Consider the following 21,997-nt stretch of genomic DNA (forward strand, 5'->3'; position numbering starts at 1 on the left):
GGAAAACTGTTCGTACGGATAATGCTTTGATGTCAGGGGGAAATTTTCAGATTCTAGTTTATCTGGTCACGAGAATACGATATGGAAATATAGCAGGTTATCCAAATGGAGCGCACCCTTGAGAAATGTCGTCATTGGATTCCTGGGATCGCAGCTCGACATGGGAAGACGGCACGGCTGGCGACCCACGGTCGCCCTCTGTCAGGTCGATGGTTTTCCCGTCGACCGGCTGGAGCTCCTGTACGACGTGAAATTCTCCCGCCTCGCTCACACCGTCAGGCGGGACATCGCAGGAATTTCACCCGACACCGAAGTGCTGCTGCGCGAAATGAACATGGAAGATCCCTGGGATTTCGAGGAGGTCTATACCAAGCTCTATGATTTCGCTCGAACCTATGGCTTCGACGAAGATCGCGAGCGGTATCACATCCATCTGACGACCGGGACGCATGTGGGTCAGATCTGCTGGTTTCTGCTGTCCGAGTCGCGGCACATTCCGGCGGCACTCATCCAGACTGGGCCCCCCCGCGGCGAAGACAGCACCGGAACGTTCGACCTGATCGATCTGGATCTCAGCCGGTACGACGCGCTCCAGCAGAGGTTCGATCAGCAAACCCGCGAATACGGCAATCTCCTGAAAGGCGGTATCGAGACGCGGAACCGGACTTACAACGACCTCATAGAGCGGATCGAGCAGGTCGCCGGGATTTCTGACGCCCCGATCCTTCTGCAAGGCGAATCCGGGACAGGCAAATCCGAGCTCGCCGAGCGCATATACGAACTGAAGCTGCAAAAGCGCCGAGTGAAAGGGCGATTGGTTTCAGTCAATTGCGCGACGCTCAAGGGGACGTCGGCGATTCCCACACTCTTCGGTCAGCGCCGCAGCCACACCGGGCAGCCCGGCACGGAGAGGGCCGGTCTTCTGAGGGAGGCGGATGGCGGCGTCCTGTTCCTGGACGAAGTCGACCGTCTTGGCCTCGACGAACAGGCCATGCTTCTCCACGCACTCGAGACAGGCCGTTACTATCCGCTGGGCTCGGATTCGGAAGTGACGAGCCGGTTTCAGGTCATTGCAGGTGCGACGGGCGATCTGGCCATGCTGGCCGGCGAGGGAGCGTTTCGCCCCGACCTCCTGTCGCGACTGAACCTCTGGACGTTTACCTTGCCGGCCTTGCGAGAGCGGCCCGAGGATATGGAGGCCAACCTGAAGTACGAACTTGCGCGAGCCGAAAGGACACTCGGCACTCGCGTGGGCTTCAACGCGGATGCAGCCGAAGCGTGGCTGCGCTTCGCTCGCGCAGCCGACACGCCCTGGCCGGGAAACTTCCGCGATTTCAGCGGTGCGATCTTGCGGCTTTGTACATTGGCGCCGCGCGGAAGGATCACGCGCGCTCAGGTTGATAACGAGACCGAAACGCTGAAACGGCGCTGGCGCACCTCGGAACGGGACCTTGATGCACGGTTGATTGCCGAGGTGACGCAAGATTTGATCGACCCGTTCGACGTCCCTCAACTCGCCAACGTCATCCGAGTGTGTCGATCTTCCGCAACCATCAGTGATGCCGGGCGGCGTTTGTTCGCAGTCTCACGCGAGAGCCGGTCGACACGCAACGATGCTGACCGATTGAGGAAGTACCTGGCACGCTTTGGTCTGAGTTGGTCCGAGTTGCGAAGCTGAGCGCCGACCGGAACTCATCGCCCCACAACGAAAAGGTTGCCAAGCACCTAAGCTCTCGGAAAAACTCGCCGTACCTTAGGCGCCGGCCATTCTGACGTTGGGAAGTCGCCACGCTGGCCTAAGATACTGTACTGCCCGTGCATTCTGGCAGAATGAATGCTGAACGCCGTGGACTTGAAGATTGCTGTAAACGCGGAGGCTTTTTCGCAGTTGCCGGCCAGTTCTAGGGACCATCGGGCATTCAGAAGCGATGCAGTAAAGCTTGCTGTTCAACGCCTTGATACCGCGTGCCTTCAAGGCACAGCTCGGCCCAAATCAAATTGGATCTCTCTGCAAAGCGTGTTGGGGTGGCTGCAAGGTTGGTTGCTTCAAGATAGTCGATGTAACATGCTCAAACCGTTCTCCTTTCGACAAGATCCGCAGGTTCCGCATTTCGACGCCACGGCACCTCTGGCCGTGATGGATGCAGAATGTGCGATATGCAGCTGGGGTGCGCGCATGATCCATCGCCTGGACCGGAGCGGGGCGGTGCGCATCTGCCCGATCCAGACGCCGCTCGGAGCCGCCTTGATGCGACATTACGGACTCCAGCCGACCGATCCCTCCAGCTGGCTGTTCATCGACGAAGGTATTGCACATCAGGATTTCGAGGCAGTCGTTTACGCCGCGCGATCGTTCGGCGGATGGGGACGACTGGCCACTGTCCTGCTGATCCTGCCGCGACCGGTGCGGGACTGGCTTTACCAGCGCCTTGCACGGAACCGATACGCCATATTTGGACGGGCTGACATGTGCGCACTCCCGAACCCCGCTTTTCAAAGGCGTCTGCTCCGTTGAAAATCTTGGTGCTGGGAGGGTACGGCGTTTTCGGCGCACGACTCGCGAGACTTCTGATTGCCGACGGACACGATGTCTGCATCGCTGGTCGGAACCTGGAAGAGGCCCGGTCCTGCGCGAAGGACTTGGGGTGCCGGGCGATCATGATTGACCGCGCGGGCAGCCTCGACGCGCTGGCTGGACACGAGGTCGTTGTGGACGCGGCAGGACCGTTCCACGCCTATGGCGATGACCCTTACCGCCTTGCGCGCGCGGCAGTCGCAGCCGGCGTCCATTACCTCGACCTCTCGGACAACGCGGACTTCTGCGCGGGCATATCGGCATTGGATGCCGAGGCGCGGGGCGCGGGGATTTGCGTGCTGTCCGGTCTCACTTCCGTTCCGGCCCTGTCCTCTGCCGCCGTGCGCGCCCTTGCAGGCGATGACGTGCCGGCGGTGATCGACACCGCAATCCTCCCGGGGAACCGCGCGCCTCGCGGCCTCTCGGTCATGCATTCGATCCTGTCCCAGGCTGGGCGTCCCATGCCGATCTGGAACGGCAACCGGTGGGAATGGGCCGTCGGCTGGTCGAAGCCCGCGCAATACACCCTGCCGGGTGGCTTGGTCAGACAGGCCTGGCAGATCGAGGTACCGGACCAACTCCTGTTTCCCGCACATTTCGGCGCGGAAACTGTTCGCTTTCGGGCGGGGCTGGAGCTGGCCGTCATGCGTTACGGGCTTGCCCTGTTCGCCGGCATGCGTCGGTTTGTGCCGATGCCGGTGACCTGGCCGGTTGTCCGCGTGTTTAAGGCGCTCGCCGATCTCCTTGCCCCTCTCGGCAGCGACCGCGGAGGCATGTCTGTCTCGGTCACCACGCGCCATGAACACCGAAGCTGGCGCCTCCTGGCCGAGGATGGCGACGGACCCTTCATCCCGGCAGTGGCGGCACGCGCTCTACTGCGCCGCACCACTCTGCCCGCAGGGGCCGGCCCAGCGATCGAGGCGATCACGCTGGCCGAGGCAGAGGCCGCGATGGCGGATCTCCGTGTGGTCACGGAGCGCAGCGTCGCGCCAACTTCACCCATCTTCCCGCGCGTGCTGGGGCAGGATTTCCACGCGCTTCCCGATGAAATCAAGGAGACCCACTGGACGCTCGGCACCTCACGGTGGGCCGGGCGATGCGAGGTCCAGCGGGGCACAGGCGTCTGGCCCCGTTTGCTCTGCGCGATCTTTCGCTTTCCTCCCGCGTCGCCGCAAATCGAGGTCGAGGTGACGAAGACAGTCACGCCACGTGGGGAAACCTGGCTCCGGCGCTTCGGCCGGAACACGTTTCGCTCCCATCTCTCCGCCGGCCCCAAGGGCATGCGGGAAAGGTTTGGCCCACTTACGTTCTCGATCGGCTTGGAGGTTCGGCAAGGCGAGCTTCATTATCCGGTTACGTCCGGGCATCTCGGGCCGATCCCCCTTCCGCACTGGATGCTCCCAGCGTCCATTGCGCGTGAGTTTGTTGCTGATGGAAAGTTCCATTTCGACGTCGGAATCTTGGCGCCCGTGACGAAGCGGCCGCTCGTTCGATACCGAGGGTTCCTGGCGGCCAAGGTGCCCGATGACCCGGGACGCCAATGGCCCAGCTATCAATGACTATGGCACGCTTCATTATCGGACCGCGGAGGCCCGCTTTCACCACAGCAAACCGCGAGATTGCAAAGTGAGAGTTAGTGTGTGTCTGGTAAGCTATCGCGGCTGGCGGAGGCTTGTCTGGAGACAGTTCATAATTCAGCCTGTCGCAATGAAGACAGAAAATTGCAGGCTAAGAGCCGACCTGACAGAGCACGAGTTAGTGTGAGGATTGCGAACCTCACGAAGTGGCGGCAATGCATCCGAGCGTGGGGGACGAGCAGCGGCGTCCACGTCTAGCGCACTCTCTATCGAGCATTGCCGACCAAATTAGGGTAGCAGGCTCGATCCCGAAGGGTTACTCGAAGAAGGAAATGACACGACGGCGTAACCACCTATTCGCTGAGTTGCTCAAGGATCTTTTGAGAAAGGTGGCATGTATTACGAGAACCTGCCGCGCCGAATCCTGACCGGATCGCGATGGAAATTGGCGCACTTGAGATCTGGCTCGACAATGTCGAAGTTCGTCAGAAGCAGATTTAGACGACCCGAGTCAATGCGGCACAGTAGCGGGCCAACCTCGTTGGGAATGCCGCATTCTGCGTTTGGCTGCCGTTCGCCCACGGCGCTGCGAACGTCCGGTTTCCGCCCATCCCAGACCTTCGCACCGTCCGCAGTGGACGACCGCTTCCCGCCCTCACAGCCGGGACTTGATGCGGCATCGTCGGGACCTGCAACCAAATCCGTTGCAGATCGTTGACGGAAATGGAATTGAACTTCGAGCGTCAAGGTGCAGGACGGCCCCTGCTTATGGTTCACGGACTGGGCGGAAGTGTCCGGTCCTGGGACAGCATCGTGCCGATGGTCAGCCGCGCGCGCGAGATGGTGGTGATCGATCTGCCTGGACACGGGCAATCCCCGCCGCTTGCGGGGCGTCAGACGATTGCCGCCTATGCGGATGCGCTGGAACATTTTATCGACCAGAACGATCTGGCGGGCGTCGATACCGTCGGCAGTTCCGTCGGCGCTCGGCTGGTGCTGGAACTGGCACGGCGCGGGGTCGGCGGCCACACGGTCGCCTATGATCCAGGCGGTTTCTGGCGCGGCTGGGAGACAGTCTTCTTCCGCTCCACCCTTGCCGCCTCGGTCCGGCTTGTGCGGCGCCTGCGGCGGCACATCCCGGCGCTGTCGCGGAACCGGGCCGCGCGGACGTTGCTACTGGCGCAGTTGTCAGCACATCCTGGCCGCCTCGACCCACTGCTGGTCCGAAACGAGTTGACGTCAATCGCCGAGACAGAGGTTTTCGACGCGATGCTGCGCGAATTGGCGCGCGGTCCGTTGCAGGAGGGGTCGGCGACTCCGCCAGGCCGCGTGACGATCGGTTGGGGCCGACAGGATCGGCTCCTGCTGCCCCGGCAAGCGGAGCGCGCGCTGGAGGCTTTCCCGACTGCACACCTGCACTGGTTCGACCGGTGCGGCCACTTTCCGCAGTGGGATCGCCCCAAGGAGGCAGCCAAGATCGTCTTGGAGACGGTCCAGGGATGAGTCGCGGAGCAAGGGCCAGCGTAGAGCGGCCAGAGCGGACGTCCGTCTCGGACGTGGCGAACGGCTCGAAAGAGCCCAAACCGAACGTGGATACTCACTCTGAAACGTGCCTTCGGAGGGCTTTGAGCATCTTGTTTCCATCGCATCCATGGAAGTTTATTCGACAGCCGCGATTCCATTGCAGAATTGCTCCCGGCACGTAACGTGTCTTGTCGATGTTTGTTTCAAAAGTTAAAGTGGCCAATGCACTGGGAGGCGTATCGAAACGGTCCGCCCAACTTGGAACCACCATCCGGTCGATCTCCGAGAAACGCAACTCGGCGCCAACGGGGAGAAATTTAATTGAATTTCTGCCCACAGCGATCTCTCTTTGACATTTCTGGCGGAAAGGATTTGCTGGACGCCGAGGGGTGTTAGAACGAGTGCCCCAACTATGAGCTGGGGTGAACTGTCTAAAAAGAAAAGAAAAGCACTGATGACGCCTATGAAGACCAGTGACCATCCCACTATTCTTGTGATGGTCCTTGAGACCCTGATGACTTCATATTCATCCACTATGAGTTCGATGCTTCCACGTTGAGCAATCTATCCGGCGCAATTCAGTCTCTTACTGTATGGGTCCGTCCGCAATATGAAAGTCAGATTTGTCCGCAGAACGGACCTCAGTACTTACTACAGCGAATGACTGCTTTCCGCCCATTCCCGACCTTCGCTGCGGGCCAGTATCTTTCAGTCTGGGCCCATCGCGGACGTTCGTCGGCGGCTGAACGGCAAGATCCGGTTCAGCGATAGATCAGTGTGGGAAGCCAGAGTGTGAGGCCGGGAATGAAGGTGATCAGCAGCAGCACCACGCCCAGCGGGATGAGGAACGGCGCGGTCGCGACGACGCACTCTTCGAAAGGCATTTTCGCGACCCGGGCGAGGACATAGAGCACCATGCCCACCGGCGGCGTCAGCAGGCCGATCATCAGGTTCAGCACCATGATGACCCCGAAATGGACAGGATCGATCCCAAGCGTGACTGCAACCGGCAGCAGGACAGGGACCAGAATTGTTATTGCTGCGATGGTCTCCATGAAGCAGCCGACGATCAGCAGGATCAGGTTCATCAGCAGAAGGATCACCCAGGGTCGATCCGAGATCGACAGAAGGGTCGCGGCGAAATGCTCGGGCACGCGGTTCGAGGTCAAGAGCCATGCAAAGATCGATGCGGCGCCGACCACGAAAAGAACCACTGCAGTGGTTTCGATGGTGTCGAAGGACACCCTGACGAACCGTTTCCACGTGAGCGTGCGGTAGACGAGGAGCCCAAGAACAAGAGCCCAGGCGCAGGCTGCAACGGCGGCTTCGGTGGGAGTGAAGGCCCCGGACAGGATCCCACCGACGATGATCGCAGGGGTCAGAAGCGACAGGAAGGCTCGACGAAACGCTGTCCAGAGCGTGGGCAAGTGGAACGGCTGGTCGGCGGGGTAACCTTCGCGCCGGGCATACCAGGCGACCATCAGCATCAGGGCTGCGGCCATCATCAGTCCGGGCACGAATCCTGCCGCGAAAAGCTGACCGATCGAGGCTCCGGCGACGACGCCGTAGATCACCATCGGCAGCGATGGTGGTATGATTGGTCCGATGGTCGAAGAGGCCGCGGTCACGCCGACGGCGAAGCCGGGCGGATAATTGGCATCGCGCATCGCTTTTATCTCGATGGCACCGAGCCCGCCGGCATCGGCCACAGCTGCCCCCGACATGCCGGCAAAAATGACCGAGGCGCCGATGTTGACGTGCCCCAGCCCGCCGCGCATCCAGCCCACCAGTGCCAGTGCAAAACTGAAGATCCGTGCGGTAATGCCGCTGGTGTTCATCAAGTTACCCGCGAGAATGAAAAATGGCACCGCCAACAGCGGGAACGAGTCGACGCCGTTGATCATCCGGTGCGCCACAACCACCGGCGGCGGCGTGCCATTTGCCAAGATGAAAATCGCGGAGGAGCCGGTCAAGGCAATCGCCACAGGCACCCCGAAGGCAATCATCCCGAACAGCATCACAAAGAGAAGGACGATATCCAAGGCGGGCTCCTAGTCCAGGATATGGGCGGCATGCGCCTCGGGGTCGATCAGCGGCGACGTTTGGGTTTTCCAGTGCCGCCAGGCGACGACCACCGCGTAGGCGGCCATTGCCACGAAACAGGCCGCGACGCCCCAGTAAATGACCGACTTCGGCACATCGATCGAGACCATCCCGGACTTGGTGCGCATCGCGATGCCGGCGCTGAACCATGCCAGCGCGATGTAGAAAATGATGGCGATCACATCGATCACCGCCTGCGCAACTACCCGGCCACGCCGCGGAACCCAACGATACAGGAATTCTACGGCAATGTGGGACTGCTTGCGCACGGCGAGCGCAGCGCCGGCGAACGTGACGCCGATCAGCAGGTAGCGGGCGATCTCCTCGGTCCATCCCAGCGAGTCGTTGAGCACGTACCTGGTGAAGAACTGCAGGAACACGACGACGGCGAGTATCCAGAAAGCCGCGAAGACGATACTGTCCTCCCAGCGGAGATCGGACAGATCGATCTCTTCGTCCTCGAAGACCGGCAGGTCGAGACCCTTCGCCGGCTCGCGTTCATCGACAGCCATATCGGGTTCCGGTAATGTATCTTTGGCGAGAGTTTCGCCTCGGGCGGACCGCGGAACCCGTAGAGGCCCCCGCGGTCCGTCGAAGCTCAGAGACCTTGCAGGCGGTCGTAGGTGGCCTGGTCCCAGGTCGCCATGTCACCGTTGTGGAGTTTCTTGGTCGCCTCGATGAACGGTCCACGATCGACCTCGTTCACAGTGACACCCTGGTCCTTGAACCACTGCACCAGCTCCTGCTCCTTCTGGATGATCTGGTCCGAGGCGCAGGTCGCGGTCTGCTGGGCCACATCGGAGATCGCGGCCTGGTCTTCGGGGCTCATCGAATCCCAGACCGGGCCTCCGACGATGGTCAGCAGCGCGTCGGTGATGTGCGCGGTCAGGTTGATGTCCGACTGCACCTCATAGAACTTCTTCGCCTGGATCGTCGGCAGAGGGTTCTCCTGCGCGTCGACCGTGCCCTGTTGCAGCGCCAGGTAGACCTCGGCAAAAGCGATCGGCGTCGGGTTGGCGCCGGTGGCGAGCGGCATCATCTGGTAGAGCGGCGCGTTCGGCACCCGGATCTTGAGACCGGCCATGTCGTCGGGGGTCAGGATCGGCTTGTTCGAAGTGACGTGGCGGTTGCCGTAGTAGGTCATCGCGACGACGTGGTTGCCGCTTGCGTCGGCGTAGCCGTCGCTTAGTTCCTTGAAGAGGTCCGAGTTGCGATATGCATCCCAGTGCTCGAAATCACGGAACATGAACGGCGCGCCACCGATGGCGATCGGACCATAGCTGCCGCCTGCAAAAAGCTGGCCGGTATAGATCACATCCACGGTGCCAAGCCCAAGGCCCTCGTTGATGTCTTCCTCCTTGCCGAGCGAAGATGCCGGGAAGACCTCGATCGAATAACGGCCGTCCGTGGCGGTCTTCAGCAGGTCCGACGCGGCGACCGCGCAGGTGTGATAGGGTTCGCTGACCTCGTAGACATGCGCCCACTTCAGGACGGTTTCGGCCGACGCGGCCCCTGCTGTCGCAAGAATGAATGGCAGCGTCGCGGCGCAGATTATAGTACGGTTCTTCATCGCATAATTCCTCCCAGAATCCTGTTAGTTGGAATTGATGACGGCAACCGCAATTGGTTACAAGGGGCGGCCGGCTCGCCGGAGAGGTATTTCCGCTTTCTTCGACGATGGCAGCACCTTGCGGACGCTTCGCTTGACGCGACTGGTCGAGAGGGGAGAGAACTGAGCAACCCTCGGAAAATCGGCCGCGTAAGTACACTAAGATCTGGCTTCCGATGGTCCTTTAACCGATCATGATCGGCTCAGATGAATGATCGTTCGTGTCGGAGCGAAGTACGCCAAGGTATCGCCTTCGCTCTGCTGTGACCCACTTGAGCTTCGGCGTTCACGAAGCGCCTTAGACATTCGAAGGTCGGCTAAGCGCCCTTTCAAGACCTTCGTGCGTCGCGCAGCGAACGGATGTTGACCGCCCTCGCAGCCTGGCTGGAGATCTTCGATGCGGCGCCTCCGAAGCGTCTCCGCGCCGAGACGCTCCAGAGACACTTGGCTCAGGAGGTGAAGTGCCGGGTACTGGGCGGCCTTACCGCTCGGGACAAGCGGAGCCTCAGGTCCATCGCCTCGGGCAGGTCGCCGGGCGGGGTAGCATCCCGGACCGGCGGACCGGGGGCCCATCTCATTCGGGAGTGGAACGGGCGGACCTATCGGGTCGAGGTAACCAAGGATGGGTACGACTCTGAGCATCGCGGGCACCCGTCAGTCTACCTTGGAAGGCGCTCTCAGAGACGGATGGCGATTTGCAGGCGCCGTCCGGCCCAAAAGACGGTCTCTCGAATGAAGGTACCGCGCTAACCCCCGGAAAGAGGGCGCTATTCGGCGCATCTTTGGAAGAGACGAAATTCAGAATATTGACTGGCGGAGAGACAGGGATTCGAACCCTGGGTGGGCTTGCACCCACAACGGTTTTCGAGACCGCCCCGTTCGACCGCTCCGGCACCTCTCCGCGGTCGTGGGGCGGGATAGTGGATCGGGATGGGCCGCGCAAGCCCTTTCCACGCGGATTTCAGCCGGCCTCTCTTCCGTTCGCGCGCGCCTGCGCCTAGGTATTCGGCGCAAGGAGTTTTGCCCATGCCGATCCGCCGACTCGTCTCCGCCGTGCTCATCGCTCTCAGCCCGCTCACTGCCGCCGCCGCGACGGATGAGGAGCTCGACACGCTCTATGACGCGCTCGGGATCGAGGAGCTGATCGAGATCGTCGCCGAGGAGGGCGAGGGGCAGGGAGAAGAGCTGCGCGAGCAGATGTTCCCCGACCGGGGCGGTGCCGGGTGGTCGTCCCTGGTGACGGCCATCTACGAGACGGGTCCGCTCGAGACCGCCTTCCGCAAGGAATTCGACGCCGCCCTCGCCGAGACCGACGTGACGCCGCTTCTCGACTTCTACGCCGACGAGACGGGGCGCAAGATCGTCCGTCTCGAGGCCGATGCGCGCCGCGCCATCATCTCGGACGAGGTCGAGGAGGCCGCCAAGACCGCTTATGCCAAGCTGCTCGAGGAGGATACCGCACGGGCCGATCAGCTTGATGCCTTCGTCGGGGTCAACGACCTGATCGAGCGCAACGTGGCCGGGGCGCTGAACTCGAGCCTCGCCTTCTATCGCGGGCTGGGCGACGGGGGCGGCTTCGAGATGGGAGAGTCGGACATGCTGTCCGAGGTCTGGTCGCGCGAACCCGAGTACCGCGCCGACACAGAATCCTGGGTCTATGCCTATCTGACGCTGGCCTACGACGCGCTCGAGGATGACGAACTTGCCGCCTATGTCGACATGGCCGGCACGCGAGAGGGGCGCGACCTGAACGCGGCACTCTTCGCCGGCTTCCACGGCATCTTTCAGGACGTGGGCTACAGGCTCGGACGGGCGGCCTCGACCTTCATGGTGGGCGAGGACCTCTGACGATCCGGGCTTGACTTGAAGGGACCATCGGACGATAATCCGGTCCTCTGGCGGGCAATGCCCGCCTTTGATGTTTGAATGACGCTCCGAGAGGGCGCGCTGTTCCAGGTGGCACAAGCCGCAAACGCCTGCATCCGCAGGGACCGACGAACGCGGAAAGAGAAGGAAGAACATATGTTTGCGGTCCTCAAGACCGGCGGCAAGCAGTACCGGGTTCAGGCGGGAGATGTGCTCCGCGTCGAGAAGCTCGCGGCTGACGCTGGCGACAAGATCCAGTTCAACGAGATTCTGATGATCGGCGAGACCATCGGTACGCCGCTCATCGAAGGCGCGGCCGTGCAGGCCGAGGTCATCGACCAGATAAAGGGCGAGAAGGTCATTCACTTCGTGCGCCGCCGGCGGAAGCATTCGTCGAAGCGCACCAAGGGCCACCGCCAGCAACTCACGCTTCTGCGCGTGACCGACCTCCTCGAGAAGGGTGCCGACAAGTCAGGCGTGAAAGCCGCCGTGGGCGCCGCAGCACTTGTGGCCGGTGCCGCAGTCGCGGGCGCCGTCGTGGCGAAGAACGCGTCGGACGCGAAGACCGAAGCGAAGAAAGCCGAGCCTAAGGTTGACAAGGCCGCCGACGCAGAGCCGAAGAAGGCCGCACCGAAGAAGACCGCTGCGAATGCCGGGTCCGACGACCTCAAGCAGCTGTCCGGCGTGGGTCCCGCGCTCGAGAAGAATCTGCACGAGGCCGGCGTGACCAGCTTCGAGCAGATCGCGTCCTGGTCCGAGGCCGACATCGCCGAATTCGACGAGAAGCTGTCCTTCAAGGGCCGCATCGAGCGCGAGGGCTGGGTCGAACAGGCCAAGACCTTCGCCGCCGAAAAGGAGTAACGAGACATGGCACACAAGAAAGCAGGCGGCTCCAGCCGCAACGGTCGCGACAGCGCCGGCCGTCGCCTTGGCGTGAAGAAGTTCGGGGGCGAAAGCGTCATCCCCGGCAACATCATCGTGCGCCAGCGCGGCACCAAGTGGTGGCCGGGCGAGGGTGTCGGCATGGGCAAGGACCATACGCTCTTTGCAATGACCGACGGCCATGTGACGTTCCACAAGGGTCTCAAGGGCCGCACCTTCATTTCGGTGCTGCCGATGGCGGACGCCGCCGAGTAAGACGATCCTGACAGAGCAATCGTTCGAGGGGGTCGGCACAAACCGGCCCCTTCACATTTATTGGACCTGCTTGCGCCACAGGACCGCCATACACATTTTGTAGTGGAACGCGAACCGGGAGGGGGGACGCGGTCCTCGCGAGGCAAGGAGGTGCCCCGTGAAGCTAGATGCCATAGTGAATCAGCCGGTCATCGAGACCGAACGACTGATCCTGCGACCGCTCCGGCGGTCCGACGTCGGGCTGCTTGAACTCTACGGCTCGGATGCGCGCGTTGCGTCGATGACGCAGTCGATCCCGCATCCTCTGCCGCCAGGCGCCATCGAAGCCTATGTAAACCGCTCGCTGTCCGACGACCGGGACGAGGATGTCTGGGTTCTCGATGGAACCGTCTCTGGACTGTCCGAGCTTCTGGGTCTCATCACGCTCAAACAGATGGACCGCGAGCAGTCCGAGATCGGCTACTGGATCGGACCCGCGTTCTGGAACACGGGTCTTGCGTCCGAAGCGGTGCGTGCGCTGGTCGAGGCGAACCCGCACGCCGACAAGACCATGTTCGGCAGCGTCTTCCAGGACAACCCGGCCTCGGCGCGGGTGCTGACCAACGCAGGCTTCCAGTACCTCGGCGACGCCGAGACCTATGCCGTCGCGCGTGGCCGCACGGTCCCGACCTGGACCTACCTGAAGCGTCTCGCCTGAGCCCATGTCGTACGCGGCGCTTCCGGTCCTCGGGACGCCGCGGCTGACGCTGAGGCCTCTCGCCATGGACGATGCCGGCGCGCTCGTCGCGGGCGCCGGCAACTACGACGTCAGCCGCTGGCTGGCGGTCGTGCCCTATCCCTATGAACATCGCCATGCGGTCGAGTTTATCGAGAGCGTCCATGCGCAGGCCAACCCGTTCTGGGCTCTCGTCCAGGGCGGCGCGGTGGTGGGCGTCGTGTCGATTGCCGACGAGCTCGGCTATTGGCTCGCCCGTCCGGCCTGGGGCAAGGGACTTGGGTTCGAAGCCGCGCGCGCGGCGACCGACTGGTGGTTCGGGCAGGGGCACGACGCGCTGGTCTCGGGCTACTTCGAGGGCAACGAGCGGTCGGGCCGCGTGCTCGCGTCACTCGGGTTCCGGCTGACCGGGCAGGAACGGCGGCATGCGCGCGCCTTCCGGCAGGACGTGGTGTCGAACCAGATGATCCTGACCCGCGAGGATTGGGCGGGGCGCAGAGGCTTCACCGTCTACACCCCTCGCCTGACGCTGCGACCGCTCGCCGAGGGCGACGCCGCGGCGATGGTCCGGCTCGCCCGGCCCGAGGTGGCGCGGAACCTCTTCAAGGTGCGGCCCGACTGGTCGGTCGAGGAGGCGACGGACTTCATTCGCCGCAGCGCTTGGGCCGGCTGGCCCCACTTTCGCCTCGCCATCGAGCGCGGGGGCGAGGTGATCGGCTATATCGGCTGCGTCGGCGATCCACCCGCGGTGGTCTATGCGCTGACGCCCGGCCTCTGGGGGCAGGGGCTTGCGACCGAAGCGCTTTCGGCCTTCCTGCCCGAGGTCTTCGCACGGTTTCCGCTGTCTCAGATCGAGGCGGCGGTGTTCGAGGACAACCCCGGATCCTCGGCCATCCTCGCGAAGTTCGGGTTCCAGGCATCAGGCCGGCGGATGCAGTCATCGCTTGGAAGGCTTGAGCCTGCGCCCGCGATCACATACGCCCTGAACCGGAACAGGTTGAGGGTGCCGGCATGAAATTCCTGGATCTTGCGCGCGTCGTCATCCGGTCCGGATCGGGCGGCGGGGGCTGCGTCAGCTTTCGCCGCGACAAGTTCGTCGAATACGGCGGCCCCGACGGCGGTGACGGCGGCGATGGCGGAGACGTCTGGGTCGAGGCTGTCGATGGCTTGAACACGCTGATCGACTTTCGGTATCAGCAGCACTTCTTCGCCAAGAACGGCCAGCCCGGCATGGGTCGCCAGCGCACCGGCAAGGACGGCGACGACATCACCCTGCGCGTGCCGGTCGGCACCGAGATCCTCGACGAGGACGAAGAGACGGTGATCGCCGACCTGACGCAGGTGGGCGAGCGTGTCCTGCTGGCGCGCGGCGGCAACGGCGGCTTCGGCAACCTGCACTTCAAGACCTCCACCAACCAGGCGCCGCGCCGCGGCAACCCGGGCCAGCCGGGCATCGAGCGCGAGATCTGGCTGCGGCTCAAGCTGATCGCGGATGCGGGCCTTCTGGGCCTGCCGAACGCCGGCAAGTCGACGTTTCTCGCCGCCACGTCGAATGCGCGGCCCAAGATCGCCGATTATCCCTTCACCACCCTGCATCCCAACCTCGGAGTCGTCGGGGTGGATGAGGCCGAATTCGTGGTGGCCGACATCCCCGGTCTGATCGAGGGCGCGCACGAGGGGCGCGGAATCGGCGACCGCTTCCTCGGTCACGTCGAGCGCTGCGCGGTGCTTCTGCACCTCGTCGACGGCACCTCCGAGGATGTGGCGGCCGACTGGGAGACCATCATCGGCGAGTTGGAGGCCTATGGCGGCGAATTGGCCGAGAAGCCTCGCATCACCGTCCTGAACAAGATCGACGCCCTCGACGAGGAGGAACGCGCCGAGCGCCAAGCGGCTTTGGAAGAGGTCGCGGGCCCGGTGATGATGATGTCCGGCGTGTCGCGCGAGGGGCTTCTGGACGTTCTCCGCGCGATGCGGCGCGCGATCGAGGCGCATCGTCGCGGCGAGCGCGACGCGGTCGAGGAGCCGGGACCTTGGACACCCTGACCTCTGCCCGCCGCGTCGTGGTCAAGATCGGCTCGTCGCTTCTGGTCGAGGAAGGCCGGCTGCGGTCGGCATGGCTCACCTCGCTTGCCGCCGACGTGGCGCGGTTCCGGGGGCGCGGGCAGGACGTCATCCTCGTCTCGTCGGGGTCGATTGCACTGGGCCGTGGCGCGCTTGGGCTGGGCCTCGGCGCGCTGGCGCTGGAGCAGAGCCAGGCAGCGGCCGCCGTGGGCCAGATCCGGCTTGCGCGCGCCTATGAGGAAGCGCTGGAGCCGCACGGCATCGTCACCGCGCAAGTTCTTGTGACGCTTGAAGATTCTACCGACCGGCGGAGATACCTGAACAGCCGCGCGACGCTCGAGCAGCTTCTGTCGCTCGGCGTCGTGCCGATCGTTAACGAAAACGACACCGTGGCGACGGACGAGATCCGCTATGGCGACAACGACCGGCTTGCGGCGCAGATCGCCGTCACCGTGGGCGCTGACGTGCTGGTCCTTCTTTCGGACGTCGACGGCTTCTACACCGCCAATCCGCGCGACGACGACTCGGCCCGCCGCTTCGAAAAGATCGAGCGCATCACTCCCGAGATCGAGGCGATGGCAGGCGATGCCGGCACGGGTCTGTCGAAGGGTGGCATGAAGACAAAGCTGATGGCGGCCAAGACAGCGACGGCGGGCGGGGCGACCATGGCGATCACCTTGGGATCGACCCTGAACCCGTTGACGGCGCTTGAAAATGGTGCCGCCTGCACCTGGTTCGAGGCCGAGACGGACCCGCAGATCGCCCGCAAGCGATGGATCGGAGCGATGAAGCCCAAGGGCGAAATCCATATCGACGAAGGTGCGGCGCGCGCACTTCAGGCGGGAAAGTCGCTCTTGCCGGCGGGCGTCTCGCTGGTGCAGGGCCGCTTCGGGCGCGGCGACCCGGTGTCCATCCTCGGTCCCGACGGCCGACGGCTGGCGGTCGGGTTGTCGCGCTATACGGCCGCCGAGGCGACGGCGATCCGGGGTCAAAGGTCAGACCGGATCGAGGCGTTGCTGGGCTATCCCGGCCGCGCGGCGCTGGTTCACCGGGACGACATGGCGTTCTGAGGCCAGAGGGGGCTCTGCCCCCGCCTCGCTGGCGCTCGGCCCCCCGGAGTATTTCGGGACAGAAGAAGATGGAGGCGCGCGCCGCCTTCCTGTAGAACGGACGGACCACACGAAGGGCCACCCGATGAAGGACCTCGAGACCATATCCGAGATGATGCGCGGCTTGGGCCAAGCCGCGCGCAAGGCTGCGGCGGAGCTGGCCTTCGCGAGCCAGGAACGCAAGTATGCCGCCCTCGTCGGCGCGGCGACCGAGATCGAGCGGCGCGAGGACGAGATCCTGTCGTGCAACGCGCTCGACATGGTCGAGGCCGAGGAGAAGGGCCTGACGCCCGCGATGCTCGACCGCCTGGAGCTGGATGGCCGGCGATTGCGCGGCATCGTGGACGGGCTGCGAGCCGTGGCCGAACAGGCCGACCCGGTCGGCAAGGTCATCGCCGAGTGGGACATGCCGTCGGGCATTCACATCCAGAGGGTCCGCACGCCCCTTGGCGTCATCGGCGTGATCTACGAGAGCCGCCCGAACGTGACCGTGGATGCGGGCGCTCTGTGCCTCAAGGCGGGGAACGCCGTGATCCTGCGCGGCGGATCGGAAAGTTTCCACACCTCGGGCGCGCTGCACGAGTGTCTCGTCGAGGGATTGCGGCAGGCTCACCTGCCCGAGGCGGCGATCCAGCGAGTGCCGACCCGCGACCGGGCCGCCGTTTCTGAGATGCTGGGAATGGTCGAGCATATCGACGTGATCGTGCCGCGCGGCGGCAAGGGGCTGGTGGGTCTTGTCCAGCGCGAGGCGCGGGTGCCGGTCTTCGCGCATCTCGAGGGCATCTGCCACACCTATGTTGGCGCCACGGCCGATCCGGCGATGGCGGTCGAGGTGGTTCTGAACGCCAAGACCCGGCGCACCGGCATCTGCGGCGCGCTCGAATGCCTGCTGATCGACTGGCGCTTCTACACGCAGCACGGGCCGATCCTGACCGACGCACTGGTCGCTGCCGGGGTCGAGGTGCGCGGTGCAGGGGAACTGGCGAAGCTGAAAGGCGTCGTGCCGGCGGTCGAGGAGGATTTCGGTAAGGAATTCCTCGACATGATCTGCGCGGCGAAGCTGGTCGACGGGCTGGACGAGGCGATCGCGCATATCCGCCGCTACGGGTCCAACCACACCGACGCCATCATCACCGAGGACGATGTGGCGGCCGACAAGTTCTTCCGCGAGCTCGACAGCGCGATCCTGATGCGCAACGCCTCGACCCAGTTCGCCGATGGCGGCGAGTTCGGCATGGGCGCCGAGATCGGCATCGCCACCGGCAAGCTGCACGCGCGCGGCCCCGTCGGCGCCGAGCAGCTCACCAGCTTCAAGTATCTGGTGACCGGCTCCGGCGCCGTCAGAAGCTGATCGAGACCGAGGTGTCCCCGATGCTTGTCGCAACCCGCCGCCCCAGCTTCGAGGCCGCGGGATGGATGAGCGCGAAATGGACGTTCGAGGGCTGCACCGGCGCCACCGAACGCGGGTTCGTCAGCATCTCCCATAGGGGCACATCGACCTTCAGGCGGTCGGCGGTGCTGAACAGGTTCCAGCGGTCGTCGGTCAGCGTCACCTTCACGCGCCCTCCCCAGGGCAGCGCGCTTTCGAGGCACTGGAGCGCCAGGAAGGCAAGCTTGGCTTCGGCCCTGTCGACATCCTGCTGGACGCGCCATTCGACGATCAGCCGATTGCCGCGGTACAGGTCCGCAAGGACCGAACGGAGTTCGGAATGGCCGATCCGCGATCCTTCCTGCGCCGCGCCGAAGGCGATCCGGAAGAAGCGGATGCGAGCGTTGGCGTTGTCGACGGATTCCGAGATCAGCGTCAGTTCGGGGATGTCGGGCAGCCCTGCCATCGAGAGAAGCTCGACGCCGTTTCCGATTGCGCCGAGCGGCGAGATCAGGTCGTGGCAGATGCGCGACCCTATCAGTCCATCCAGGTCCATTTCGCCGTACATACCGGTCTCCCCCCTGACTTCCGATGAGCTGCGAACGCCATGACTCACGCAACCTCGCATCTGACCCCCGGCATGTTCGTGCGCCACCCCGCAAAGCCCGAATGGGGCGTGGGGCAGGTGCAGTCCAACATCGGAGGACGGATCACGGTGAATTTTCCGGACGAGGGGAAGCTGGTCATCGATGGTAACCTCGTTGAACTGGTTCCGGTGTTCGACCGGGAGTGAGCGGCCTTCGTCCCTGACACAACCATAACGGGTATCAAATGTCACATGGTTTCGTTAGCGGTTTTGTTGCCAAGCCAGGACTGCGTCCCTAGAACTCCGGGTCTGGACCAAAAGGCATGAATGCGGACACCCATCACCTGACCCTGCGCCTGGCCGTGACCGAGGTCGATCGGCGCGCCGCCGAGCGGCTGCGCTATGACGTCTTCATCGAGGAGCTGGGCGGCGACGGACCGCTCGTCGATCACGAGGGCAGATTCGAGAGGGATCTCTTCGATCCCGTCTTCGACCACCTCGTCCTCGTGGACGAAACTCGGGACGCGGAAGGGCTGGATCACGTCGTGGGGGTCTATCGCCTTCTGCCGGACGGGCGGAGCCCGCGGTTCTACTCCGAGGACGAATACGATCTGGAGCCGCTTCGGCGCACGGGGCGGAGGCTTCTTGAACTGGGACGGTCCTGCATCAGGCGCGAGTATCGTGGCGGCATGGCTCTGCCGCTCCTCTTGGCCGGTCTTGCCGACTATGTCCGAGCGGGCGGGTTCGAGATCCTCTTCGGCGTGGCCAGCCTTCATGGCACCGACATCGACGCGCTGGCCGAACCCCTGTCGCACCTCTACCACGCGCACCTCGCGCCGCCCGACCTGCGCGTGCGGGCCGTCGAGGCGCACCGCCAGCCGATGGACCTGATCCCGCCGGACCGGATCGACCGCGTCCGCGCGATGAAGGCCGTGCCGCCTCTCATCAAATCCTACCTGAAGCTCGGCGGCTTCGTCGGCGACGGCGCTTTCATCGACCGCCCCTTCAACACCACCGACGTCTGTCTCGTGATGGATACCGCGCGGTTGAGCGAGGCGGCGCGGACCCGTTATGGCGGAGGGCCTGCGTGACGACGTGGCGCCAGGGCACGCGCGCCGCCTCGCAGCGGATCGGAGCAGGAGGTGTGATGCGCGCGGTGCTGCGGGGGTTGCCGCTGGGGCTCGTCGTTTTCGGAGGGCTCGCCGCCTTGCTGGTGGTCCGGCTGGTCGAGCGGCCGCTTCACGGCGAGGCGCGACCCTGGACGCCCTGGATCACCGTGGGGGTCTGTCGCAGCGCGCTGCGCATACTGGGCCTCGGCCGCGTGTCGCGGGGACGGCCCATGCCGCATCCGGGCGCTATCGTGGCGAACCATACCTCCTGGCTCGACATCTTCACGCTGAACGCGGGCGGGCCGATCTATTTCGTATCCAAGGCCGAGGTCGCCGACTGGCCGGGGATCGGCTGGCTGGCGCGCGCGACGGGCACCGTCTTCGTCCGCCGCGATCCGCGCGAGGCGCATGTGCAGAAGACCATGTTCGAGCGGCGGCTGGGCGCGGGGCACCGTCTGCTGTTCTTTCCCGAGGGCACTTCGACGGACGGCACGCAGGTGCTGCCGTTCAAGCCGACGCTCTTCGCGGCGCTATATTCGGGCAATACGCCGGATGACCTGTGGGTGCAGCCGGTCACGGTCGTCTATCGTCCGCCGTACGGCGAGAGCGCCGACTTCTACGGCTGGTGGGGCGATATGGATTTCGGGCCGCACCTTGTGAAGATCCTGGCGGCGCGCCGCCAGGGCCGGGTCGAGATCGACTGGCACGACGCGGTGCGGGTGGCGGACTATCCCGGACGCAAGGCGCTGGCGGCGGCGACCGAGGCGCGGGTGAGGGAGGCGCACGGCGCTGCTCTGAGCTAGAGACGCAGCATACGCGCGAAACCGCTAGCCCAGGGGCGCCAGCAGGTCCGCAAGCGCCCGTGCCGGGTCCTCGGCGCGCCAGATTTCCTCGCCCACGGCCAAGAAATCGGTGACGGGAGCGAGGGCGGTCACGAGACCCACGTCAAGGTTGCCCTCGGCTACCACGGGCACTTCGATCATCTGCGACCACCACTCGAAGAGATCGCGATCCGCAAGCGTTCCGTCGCCTAGCGACGACTGGCCGACCGGTCCGAAAGCGACATAGTCCGCGCCTGCTTCTCCGGCCGTGATGCCGTCATGCCGCGAGGCGCCGCAAAAGGCCCCTACGATGGCGTCCTTCCCGAGCGTCTCGCGGATCTTGCGGACCGAACGCGCGGCGTCTGTGAGGTGGACACCGTCGAGGCCGAGGCGTTCGACGAGGCCGACGTGGGCCTCGATCACGCAGGCCACGTCGCGGGCGTGAGCCACCTCGCGCACCGCATCGGCGGCGCGCGACAGACGGTCCTCGTCGCGTGTGGCCATCGTCAGGCGCACGCAGGCCGCCTCGTGCGCGTCGAGGACGGCGGCAAGACGCGCGGGAAAGGCCGAGAGCTCGAACTCGGGCGGGGTCAGCAGGTAAAGCTGCGGTCGGTCGGTGTCGGCCATGCGCGTCCTCGTGGTCTGGTTCCGGCTATAGCGCGGGGTTCAGCGCGGGGGAAGGCTGCGGACGTTCTCCATCGCCAGCGCCAGGAGAGCCGCGCGCGCCTCGTCGTCGGCCATCGTGGAGGCCGAGACGTCGACGAGGCCGCCCATGGGACGCCCGGTGAAGGCAAGCTCGCTCACGCCGTCCATCGCCAGCGCCTGCGCGTGGCGGTCCTTGCCGACGCGGACCATCGCGCCGCCCTTGTGGACGCCGCACAGCATGTGGCCGTCCAGCATGAAGCAGAGGCCGCCGAACATGCGGCGTTCCTCGAGGCGGTCGGCGACCTCGGCCAGATCCTCGCGGAACGTATCCGCCAGCCCTTCGTCCCAGGCCATGACGCGCCTCCCTTGTCCTTCGGCATCTCGAATCGTATGACCCGCCCGGTGCAGAGGAAGCCTAGCATGACCCAGCCCGACGTCGTTCTCGTGCGGCCCCAGATGGGAGAGAACATCGGCGCGGCGGCGCGCGCGATGTGGAACTTCGGTCTCGACCGGATGCGCATCGTGGCGCCGAGGGACGGTTGGCCGAACCCGAAGGCCGACGCGATGGCCAGCGGGGCGGGGCGGCTTCTGGACAAGGCGCGGCTGTTCGACACGACAGCCGAGGCCGTAGGCGACGCAGCCTACGTCTATGCCACCACGGCGCGGTCGCGCGACCTGACGAAGCTGGTGCTGACGCCCGAGGCGGCGATGCGCGATGCGGCGGACCGGATCGCGGCGGGGCAGAGGGTGGCGGTGCTGTTCGGGCCCGAGCGGACGGGTCTGGAAAACGAGGACGTCGCCCGCGCGAACGCCATCGTCAGCGTGCCGGTGAACCCGGAGTTCCCCTCGCTGAACCTCGCCCAGTGCGTCCTTCTTCTGGGGTACGAGTGGCGGCGGGCGACAGGGAACGCCGAGGCGGCCGTGACCGATTATGCCGGGACGGAGCCCGCGACGCAGATCGAGGTCGAGAAACTGGCCGAGCACTACGAGGACCGTCTCGTCGAGGCGGGGTTCTTCTTCCCCGAGGCCAAGGCCGACAGCATGAAGGTGACGTTGCGCAACCTCTGGAGCCGGATGCCGCTCACGCGGGCGGACGTGCAGGTGCTCCACGGCGTCCTGCGTCAGATGGTCCGCTGGAAGGAACGCGGCGAGCGTCTGGACGGCGGTCGGCCTCGCTCCTAAGTTGCC

At 64.6% G+C, this 21,997-nt stretch carries 23 protein-coding genes and 1 tRNA gene; 17 read left to right on the forward strand and 7 right to left on the reverse strand.

The window, feature by feature from the left end; genetic code table 11:
• Positions 1-160 precede the first annotated feature (160 nt).
• From C8D95_RS04850 to C8D95_RS04865, 4 genes are all read left to right on the forward strand, one after another.
• A complete protein-coding gene (locus C8D95_RS04850; RefSeq protein ID WP_249033309.1) occupies positions 161-1,678 on the forward strand; it encodes an RNA repair transcriptional activator RtcR family protein in 1,518 nt (505 codons plus the stop codon).
• Positions 1,679-1,834: 156 nt separating this feature from the next.
• Complete coding sequence (locus C8D95_RS04855) at positions 1,835-2,515, forward strand: thiol-disulfide oxidoreductase DCC family protein (protein WP_338143032.1); 681 nt, start codon at positions 1,835-1,837, stop codon at positions 2,513-2,515.
• Between the two features lie 8 nt (positions 2,516-2,523).
• Positions 2,524-4,134 carry a saccharopine dehydrogenase family protein gene (locus tag C8D95_RS04860; protein ID WP_249033314.1) on the forward strand — a complete coding sequence of 537 codons (1,611 nt, stop codon included), beginning with the start codon at positions 2,524-2,526 and terminating at the stop codon, positions 4,132-4,134.
• Positions 4,135-4,920: 786 nt separating this feature from the next.
• Complete coding sequence (locus C8D95_RS04865; RefSeq protein ID WP_206508312.1) at positions 4,921-5,655, forward strand: alpha/beta fold hydrolase; 735 nt, start codon at positions 4,921-4,923, stop codon at positions 5,653-5,655.
• A 782-nt stretch (positions 5,656-6,437) separates the two neighbouring features.
• On the opposite strand, the gene C8D95_RS04870 is transcribed toward C8D95_RS04865, so the two are convergent.
• From C8D95_RS04870 to C8D95_RS04880, 3 genes are all read right to left on the reverse strand, one after another.
• Complete coding sequence (locus C8D95_RS04870) at positions 6,438-7,718, reverse strand: TRAP transporter large permease (RefSeq protein ID WP_109758054.1); 1,281 nt, start codon at positions 7,716-7,718, stop codon at positions 6,438-6,440.
• 9 nt (positions 7,719-7,727) lie between these two features.
• Positions 7,728-8,291: a TRAP transporter small permease gene (locus tag C8D95_RS04875; protein ID WP_109758055.1), complete on the reverse strand. Its 564-nt coding sequence runs from the start codon at positions 8,289-8,291 to the stop codon at positions 7,728-7,730.
• Positions 8,292-8,377: 86 nt separating this feature from the next.
• Positions 8,378-9,349 carry a sialic acid TRAP transporter substrate-binding protein SiaP gene (locus tag C8D95_RS04880; protein ID WP_109758056.1) on the reverse strand — a complete coding sequence of 324 codons (972 nt, stop codon included), beginning with the start codon at positions 9,347-9,349 and terminating at the stop codon, positions 8,378-8,380.
• Between the two features lie 399 nt (positions 9,350-9,748).
• Here C8D95_RS04880 and C8D95_RS22910 point away from each other — a divergent pair, with 399 nt between their 5' ends.
• Positions 9,749-10,138, forward strand: a complete 390-nt coding sequence (locus C8D95_RS22910; protein ID WP_109758057.1) for a DUF2924 domain-containing protein — start codon at positions 9,749-9,751, stop codon at positions 10,136-10,138.
• A gap of 61 nt (positions 10,139-10,199) precedes the next feature.
• Here the strand turns inward: C8D95_RS22910 and C8D95_RS04890 are convergent.
• Positions 10,200-10,289, reverse strand: a tRNA-Ser gene (locus tag C8D95_RS04890).
• 125 nt (positions 10,290-10,414) lie between these two features.
• Between C8D95_RS04890 and C8D95_RS04895 the strand changes: the two genes are divergently transcribed.
• The 8 genes from C8D95_RS04895 (at position 10,415) to C8D95_RS04930 (ending at position 17,630) form a co-directional block, all read left to right on the forward strand.
• Positions 10,415-11,236, forward strand: a complete 822-nt coding sequence (locus C8D95_RS04895; protein WP_164721696.1) for a DUF2059 domain-containing protein — start codon at positions 10,415-10,417, stop codon at positions 11,234-11,236.
• 174 nt (positions 11,237-11,410) lie between these two features.
• The gene (locus tag C8D95_RS04900; RefSeq protein ID WP_109758059.1) at positions 11,411-12,115 is read left to right on the forward strand and encodes a 50S ribosomal protein L21; all 705 of its coding nucleotides are present in this window, start codon (positions 11,411-11,413) and stop codon (positions 12,113-12,115) included.
• Between the two features lie 6 nt (positions 12,116-12,121).
• Positions 12,122-12,391, forward strand: a complete 270-nt coding sequence (rpmA, locus tag C8D95_RS04905) for a 50S ribosomal protein L27 (protein WP_109758060.1) — start codon at positions 12,122-12,124, stop codon at positions 12,389-12,391.
• A 157-nt stretch (positions 12,392-12,548) separates the two neighbouring features.
• Entirely contained in the window at positions 12,549-13,088 is a 540-nt protein-coding gene (locus C8D95_RS04910; RefSeq protein ID WP_109758061.1) for a GNAT family N-acetyltransferase, read from the forward strand.
• A 4-nt stretch (positions 13,089-13,092) separates the two neighbouring features.
• Positions 13,093-14,121: a GNAT family N-acetyltransferase gene (locus C8D95_RS04915; protein WP_109758062.1), complete on the forward strand. Its 1,029-nt coding sequence runs from the start codon at positions 13,093-13,095 to the stop codon at positions 14,119-14,121.
• The gene (obgE, locus tag C8D95_RS04920; RefSeq protein ID WP_109758063.1) at positions 14,118-15,152 is read left to right on the forward strand and encodes a GTPase ObgE; all 1,035 of its coding nucleotides are present in this window, start codon (positions 14,118-14,120) and stop codon (positions 15,150-15,152) included. The genes C8D95_RS04915 and obgE overlap by 4 nt, the downstream gene beginning before the upstream one ends.
• Positions 15,140-16,240: a glutamate 5-kinase gene (gene proB, locus C8D95_RS04925; protein ID WP_109758064.1), complete on the forward strand. Its 1,101-nt coding sequence runs from the start codon at positions 15,140-15,142 to the stop codon at positions 16,238-16,240. The genes obgE and proB overlap by 13 nt, the downstream gene beginning before the upstream one ends.
• A gap of 124 nt (positions 16,241-16,364) precedes the next feature.
• Complete coding sequence (locus C8D95_RS04930) at positions 16,365-17,630, forward strand: glutamate-5-semialdehyde dehydrogenase (protein ID WP_109758065.1); 1,266 nt, start codon at positions 16,365-16,367, stop codon at positions 17,628-17,630.
• Here the strand turns inward: C8D95_RS04930 and C8D95_RS04935 are convergent.
• A complete protein-coding gene (locus C8D95_RS04935) occupies positions 17,620-18,216 on the reverse strand; it encodes a histidine phosphotransferase family protein (RefSeq protein WP_109758066.1) in 597 nt (198 codons plus the stop codon). The genes C8D95_RS04930 and C8D95_RS04935 overlap by 11 nt on opposite strands.
• A gap of 39 nt (positions 18,217-18,255) precedes the next feature.
• Between C8D95_RS04935 and C8D95_RS04940 the strand changes: the two genes are divergently transcribed.
• The 3 genes from C8D95_RS04940 to olsA all read left to right on the forward strand — a co-directional run bounded on the left by C8D95_RS04940 (position 18,256) and on the right by olsA (position 20,146).
• Entirely contained in the window at positions 18,256-18,441 is a 186-nt protein-coding gene (locus C8D95_RS04940; RefSeq protein ID WP_109758067.1) for a DUF3553 domain-containing protein, read from the forward strand.
• A gap of 116 nt (positions 18,442-18,557) precedes the next feature.
• A complete protein-coding gene (gene olsB, locus C8D95_RS04945; protein WP_109758068.1) occupies positions 18,558-19,325 on the forward strand; it encodes an L-ornithine N(alpha)-acyltransferase in 768 nt (255 codons plus the stop codon).
• Positions 19,322-20,146, forward strand: coding sequence for a lyso-ornithine lipid O-acyltransferase (gene olsA / locus C8D95_RS04950; protein ID WP_241239671.1), 825 nt, complete (start codon positions 19,322-19,324; stop codon positions 20,144-20,146). Before olsB ends, olsA begins: the two co-directional genes overlap by 4 nt.
• A gap of 24 nt (positions 20,147-20,170) precedes the next feature.
• On the opposite strand, the gene C8D95_RS04955 is transcribed toward olsA, so the two are convergent.
• Positions 20,171-20,791 (reverse strand): thiamine phosphate synthase, encoded by a 621-nt coding sequence (locus tag C8D95_RS04955; RefSeq protein ID WP_109758069.1) that lies wholly within the window; start codon positions 20,789-20,791, stop codon positions 20,171-20,173.
• 39 nt (positions 20,792-20,830) lie between these two features.
• Positions 20,831-21,163 (reverse strand): TfoX/Sxy family protein, encoded by a 333-nt coding sequence (locus C8D95_RS04960; RefSeq protein ID WP_109758070.1) that lies wholly within the window; start codon positions 21,161-21,163, stop codon positions 20,831-20,833.
• Positions 21,164-21,229: 66 nt separating this feature from the next.
• Between C8D95_RS04960 and C8D95_RS04965 the strand changes: the two genes are divergently transcribed.
• Positions 21,230-21,991 carry an RNA methyltransferase gene (locus tag C8D95_RS04965; RefSeq protein ID WP_109758071.1) on the forward strand — a complete coding sequence of 254 codons (762 nt, stop codon included), beginning with the start codon at positions 21,230-21,232 and terminating at the stop codon, positions 21,989-21,991.
• The last annotated feature ends 6 nt before the right edge of the window (positions 21,992-21,997 follow it).

This window comes from Silicimonas algicola, assembly GCF_003148765.1.
In the GTDB taxonomy this organism is placed as follows: Bacteria; Pseudomonadota; Alphaproteobacteria; order Rhodobacterales; family Rhodobacteraceae; genus Silicimonas; species Silicimonas algicola.

What these genes read in the sequence shown, in the direction of transcription:
- C8D95_RS04915 (WP_109758062.1), top strand. Translation starts at nt 13,093, where the DNA reads ATGTCGTACGCGGCGCTTCCGGTCCTCGGGACGCCGCGGCTGACGCTG.
- C8D95_RS04875 (WP_109758055.1), bottom strand. Translation starts at nt 8,291, where the DNA reads ATGGCTGTCGATGAACGCGAGCCGGCGAAGGGTCTCGACCTGCCGGTC.
- C8D95_RS04965 (WP_109758071.1), top strand. Translation starts at nt 21,230, where the DNA reads ATGACCCAGCCCGACGTCGTTCTCGTGCGGCCCCAGATGGGAGAGAAC.
- C8D95_RS04855 (WP_338143032.1), top strand. Translation starts at nt 1,835, where the DNA reads ATGCTGAACGCCGTGGACTTGAAGATTGCTGTAAACGCGGAGGCTTTT.
- C8D95_RS22910 (WP_109758057.1), top strand. Translation starts at nt 9,749, where the DNA reads ATGTTGACCGCCCTCGCAGCCTGGCTGGAGATCTTCGATGCGGCGCCT.
- C8D95_RS04900 (WP_109758059.1), top strand. Translation starts at nt 11,411, where the DNA reads ATGTTTGCGGTCCTCAAGACCGGCGGCAAGCAGTACCGGGTTCAGGCG.
- C8D95_RS04880 (WP_109758056.1), bottom strand. Translation starts at nt 9,349, where the DNA reads ATGAAGAACCGTACTATAATCTGCGCCGCGACGCTGCCATTCATTCTT.
- C8D95_RS04935 (WP_109758066.1), bottom strand. Translation starts at nt 18,216, where the DNA reads ATGTACGGCGAAATGGACCTGGATGGACTGATAGGGTCGCGCATCTGC.
- C8D95_RS04930 (WP_109758065.1), top strand. Translation starts at nt 16,365, where the DNA reads ATGAAGGACCTCGAGACCATATCCGAGATGATGCGCGGCTTGGGCCAA.
- rpmA (WP_109758060.1), top strand. Translation starts at nt 12,122, where the DNA reads ATGGCACACAAGAAAGCAGGCGGCTCCAGCCGCAACGGTCGCGACAGC.
- obgE (WP_109758063.1), top strand. Translation starts at nt 14,118, where the DNA reads ATGAAATTCCTGGATCTTGCGCGCGTCGTCATCCGGTCCGGATCGGGC.
- C8D95_RS04865 (WP_206508312.1), top strand. Translation starts at nt 4,921, where the DNA reads ATGGTTCACGGACTGGGCGGAAGTGTCCGGTCCTGGGACAGCATCGTG.
- C8D95_RS04955 (WP_109758069.1), bottom strand. Translation starts at nt 20,791, where the DNA reads ATGGCCGACACCGACCGACCGCAGCTTTACCTGCTGACCCCGCCCGAG.
- C8D95_RS04850 (WP_249033309.1), top strand. Translation starts at nt 161, where the DNA reads ATGGGAAGACGGCACGGCTGGCGACCCACGGTCGCCCTCTGTCAGGTC.
- olsB (WP_109758068.1), top strand. Translation starts at nt 18,558, where the DNA reads ATGAATGCGGACACCCATCACCTGACCCTGCGCCTGGCCGTGACCGAG.
- C8D95_RS04940 (WP_109758067.1), top strand. Translation starts at nt 18,256, where the DNA reads ATGACTCACGCAACCTCGCATCTGACCCCCGGCATGTTCGTGCGCCAC.
- C8D95_RS04895 (WP_164721696.1), top strand. Translation starts at nt 10,415, where the DNA reads ATGCCGATCCGCCGACTCGTCTCCGCCGTGCTCATCGCTCTCAGCCCG.
- C8D95_RS04960 (WP_109758070.1), bottom strand. Translation starts at nt 21,163, where the DNA reads ATGGCCTGGGACGAAGGGCTGGCGGATACGTTCCGCGAGGATCTGGCC.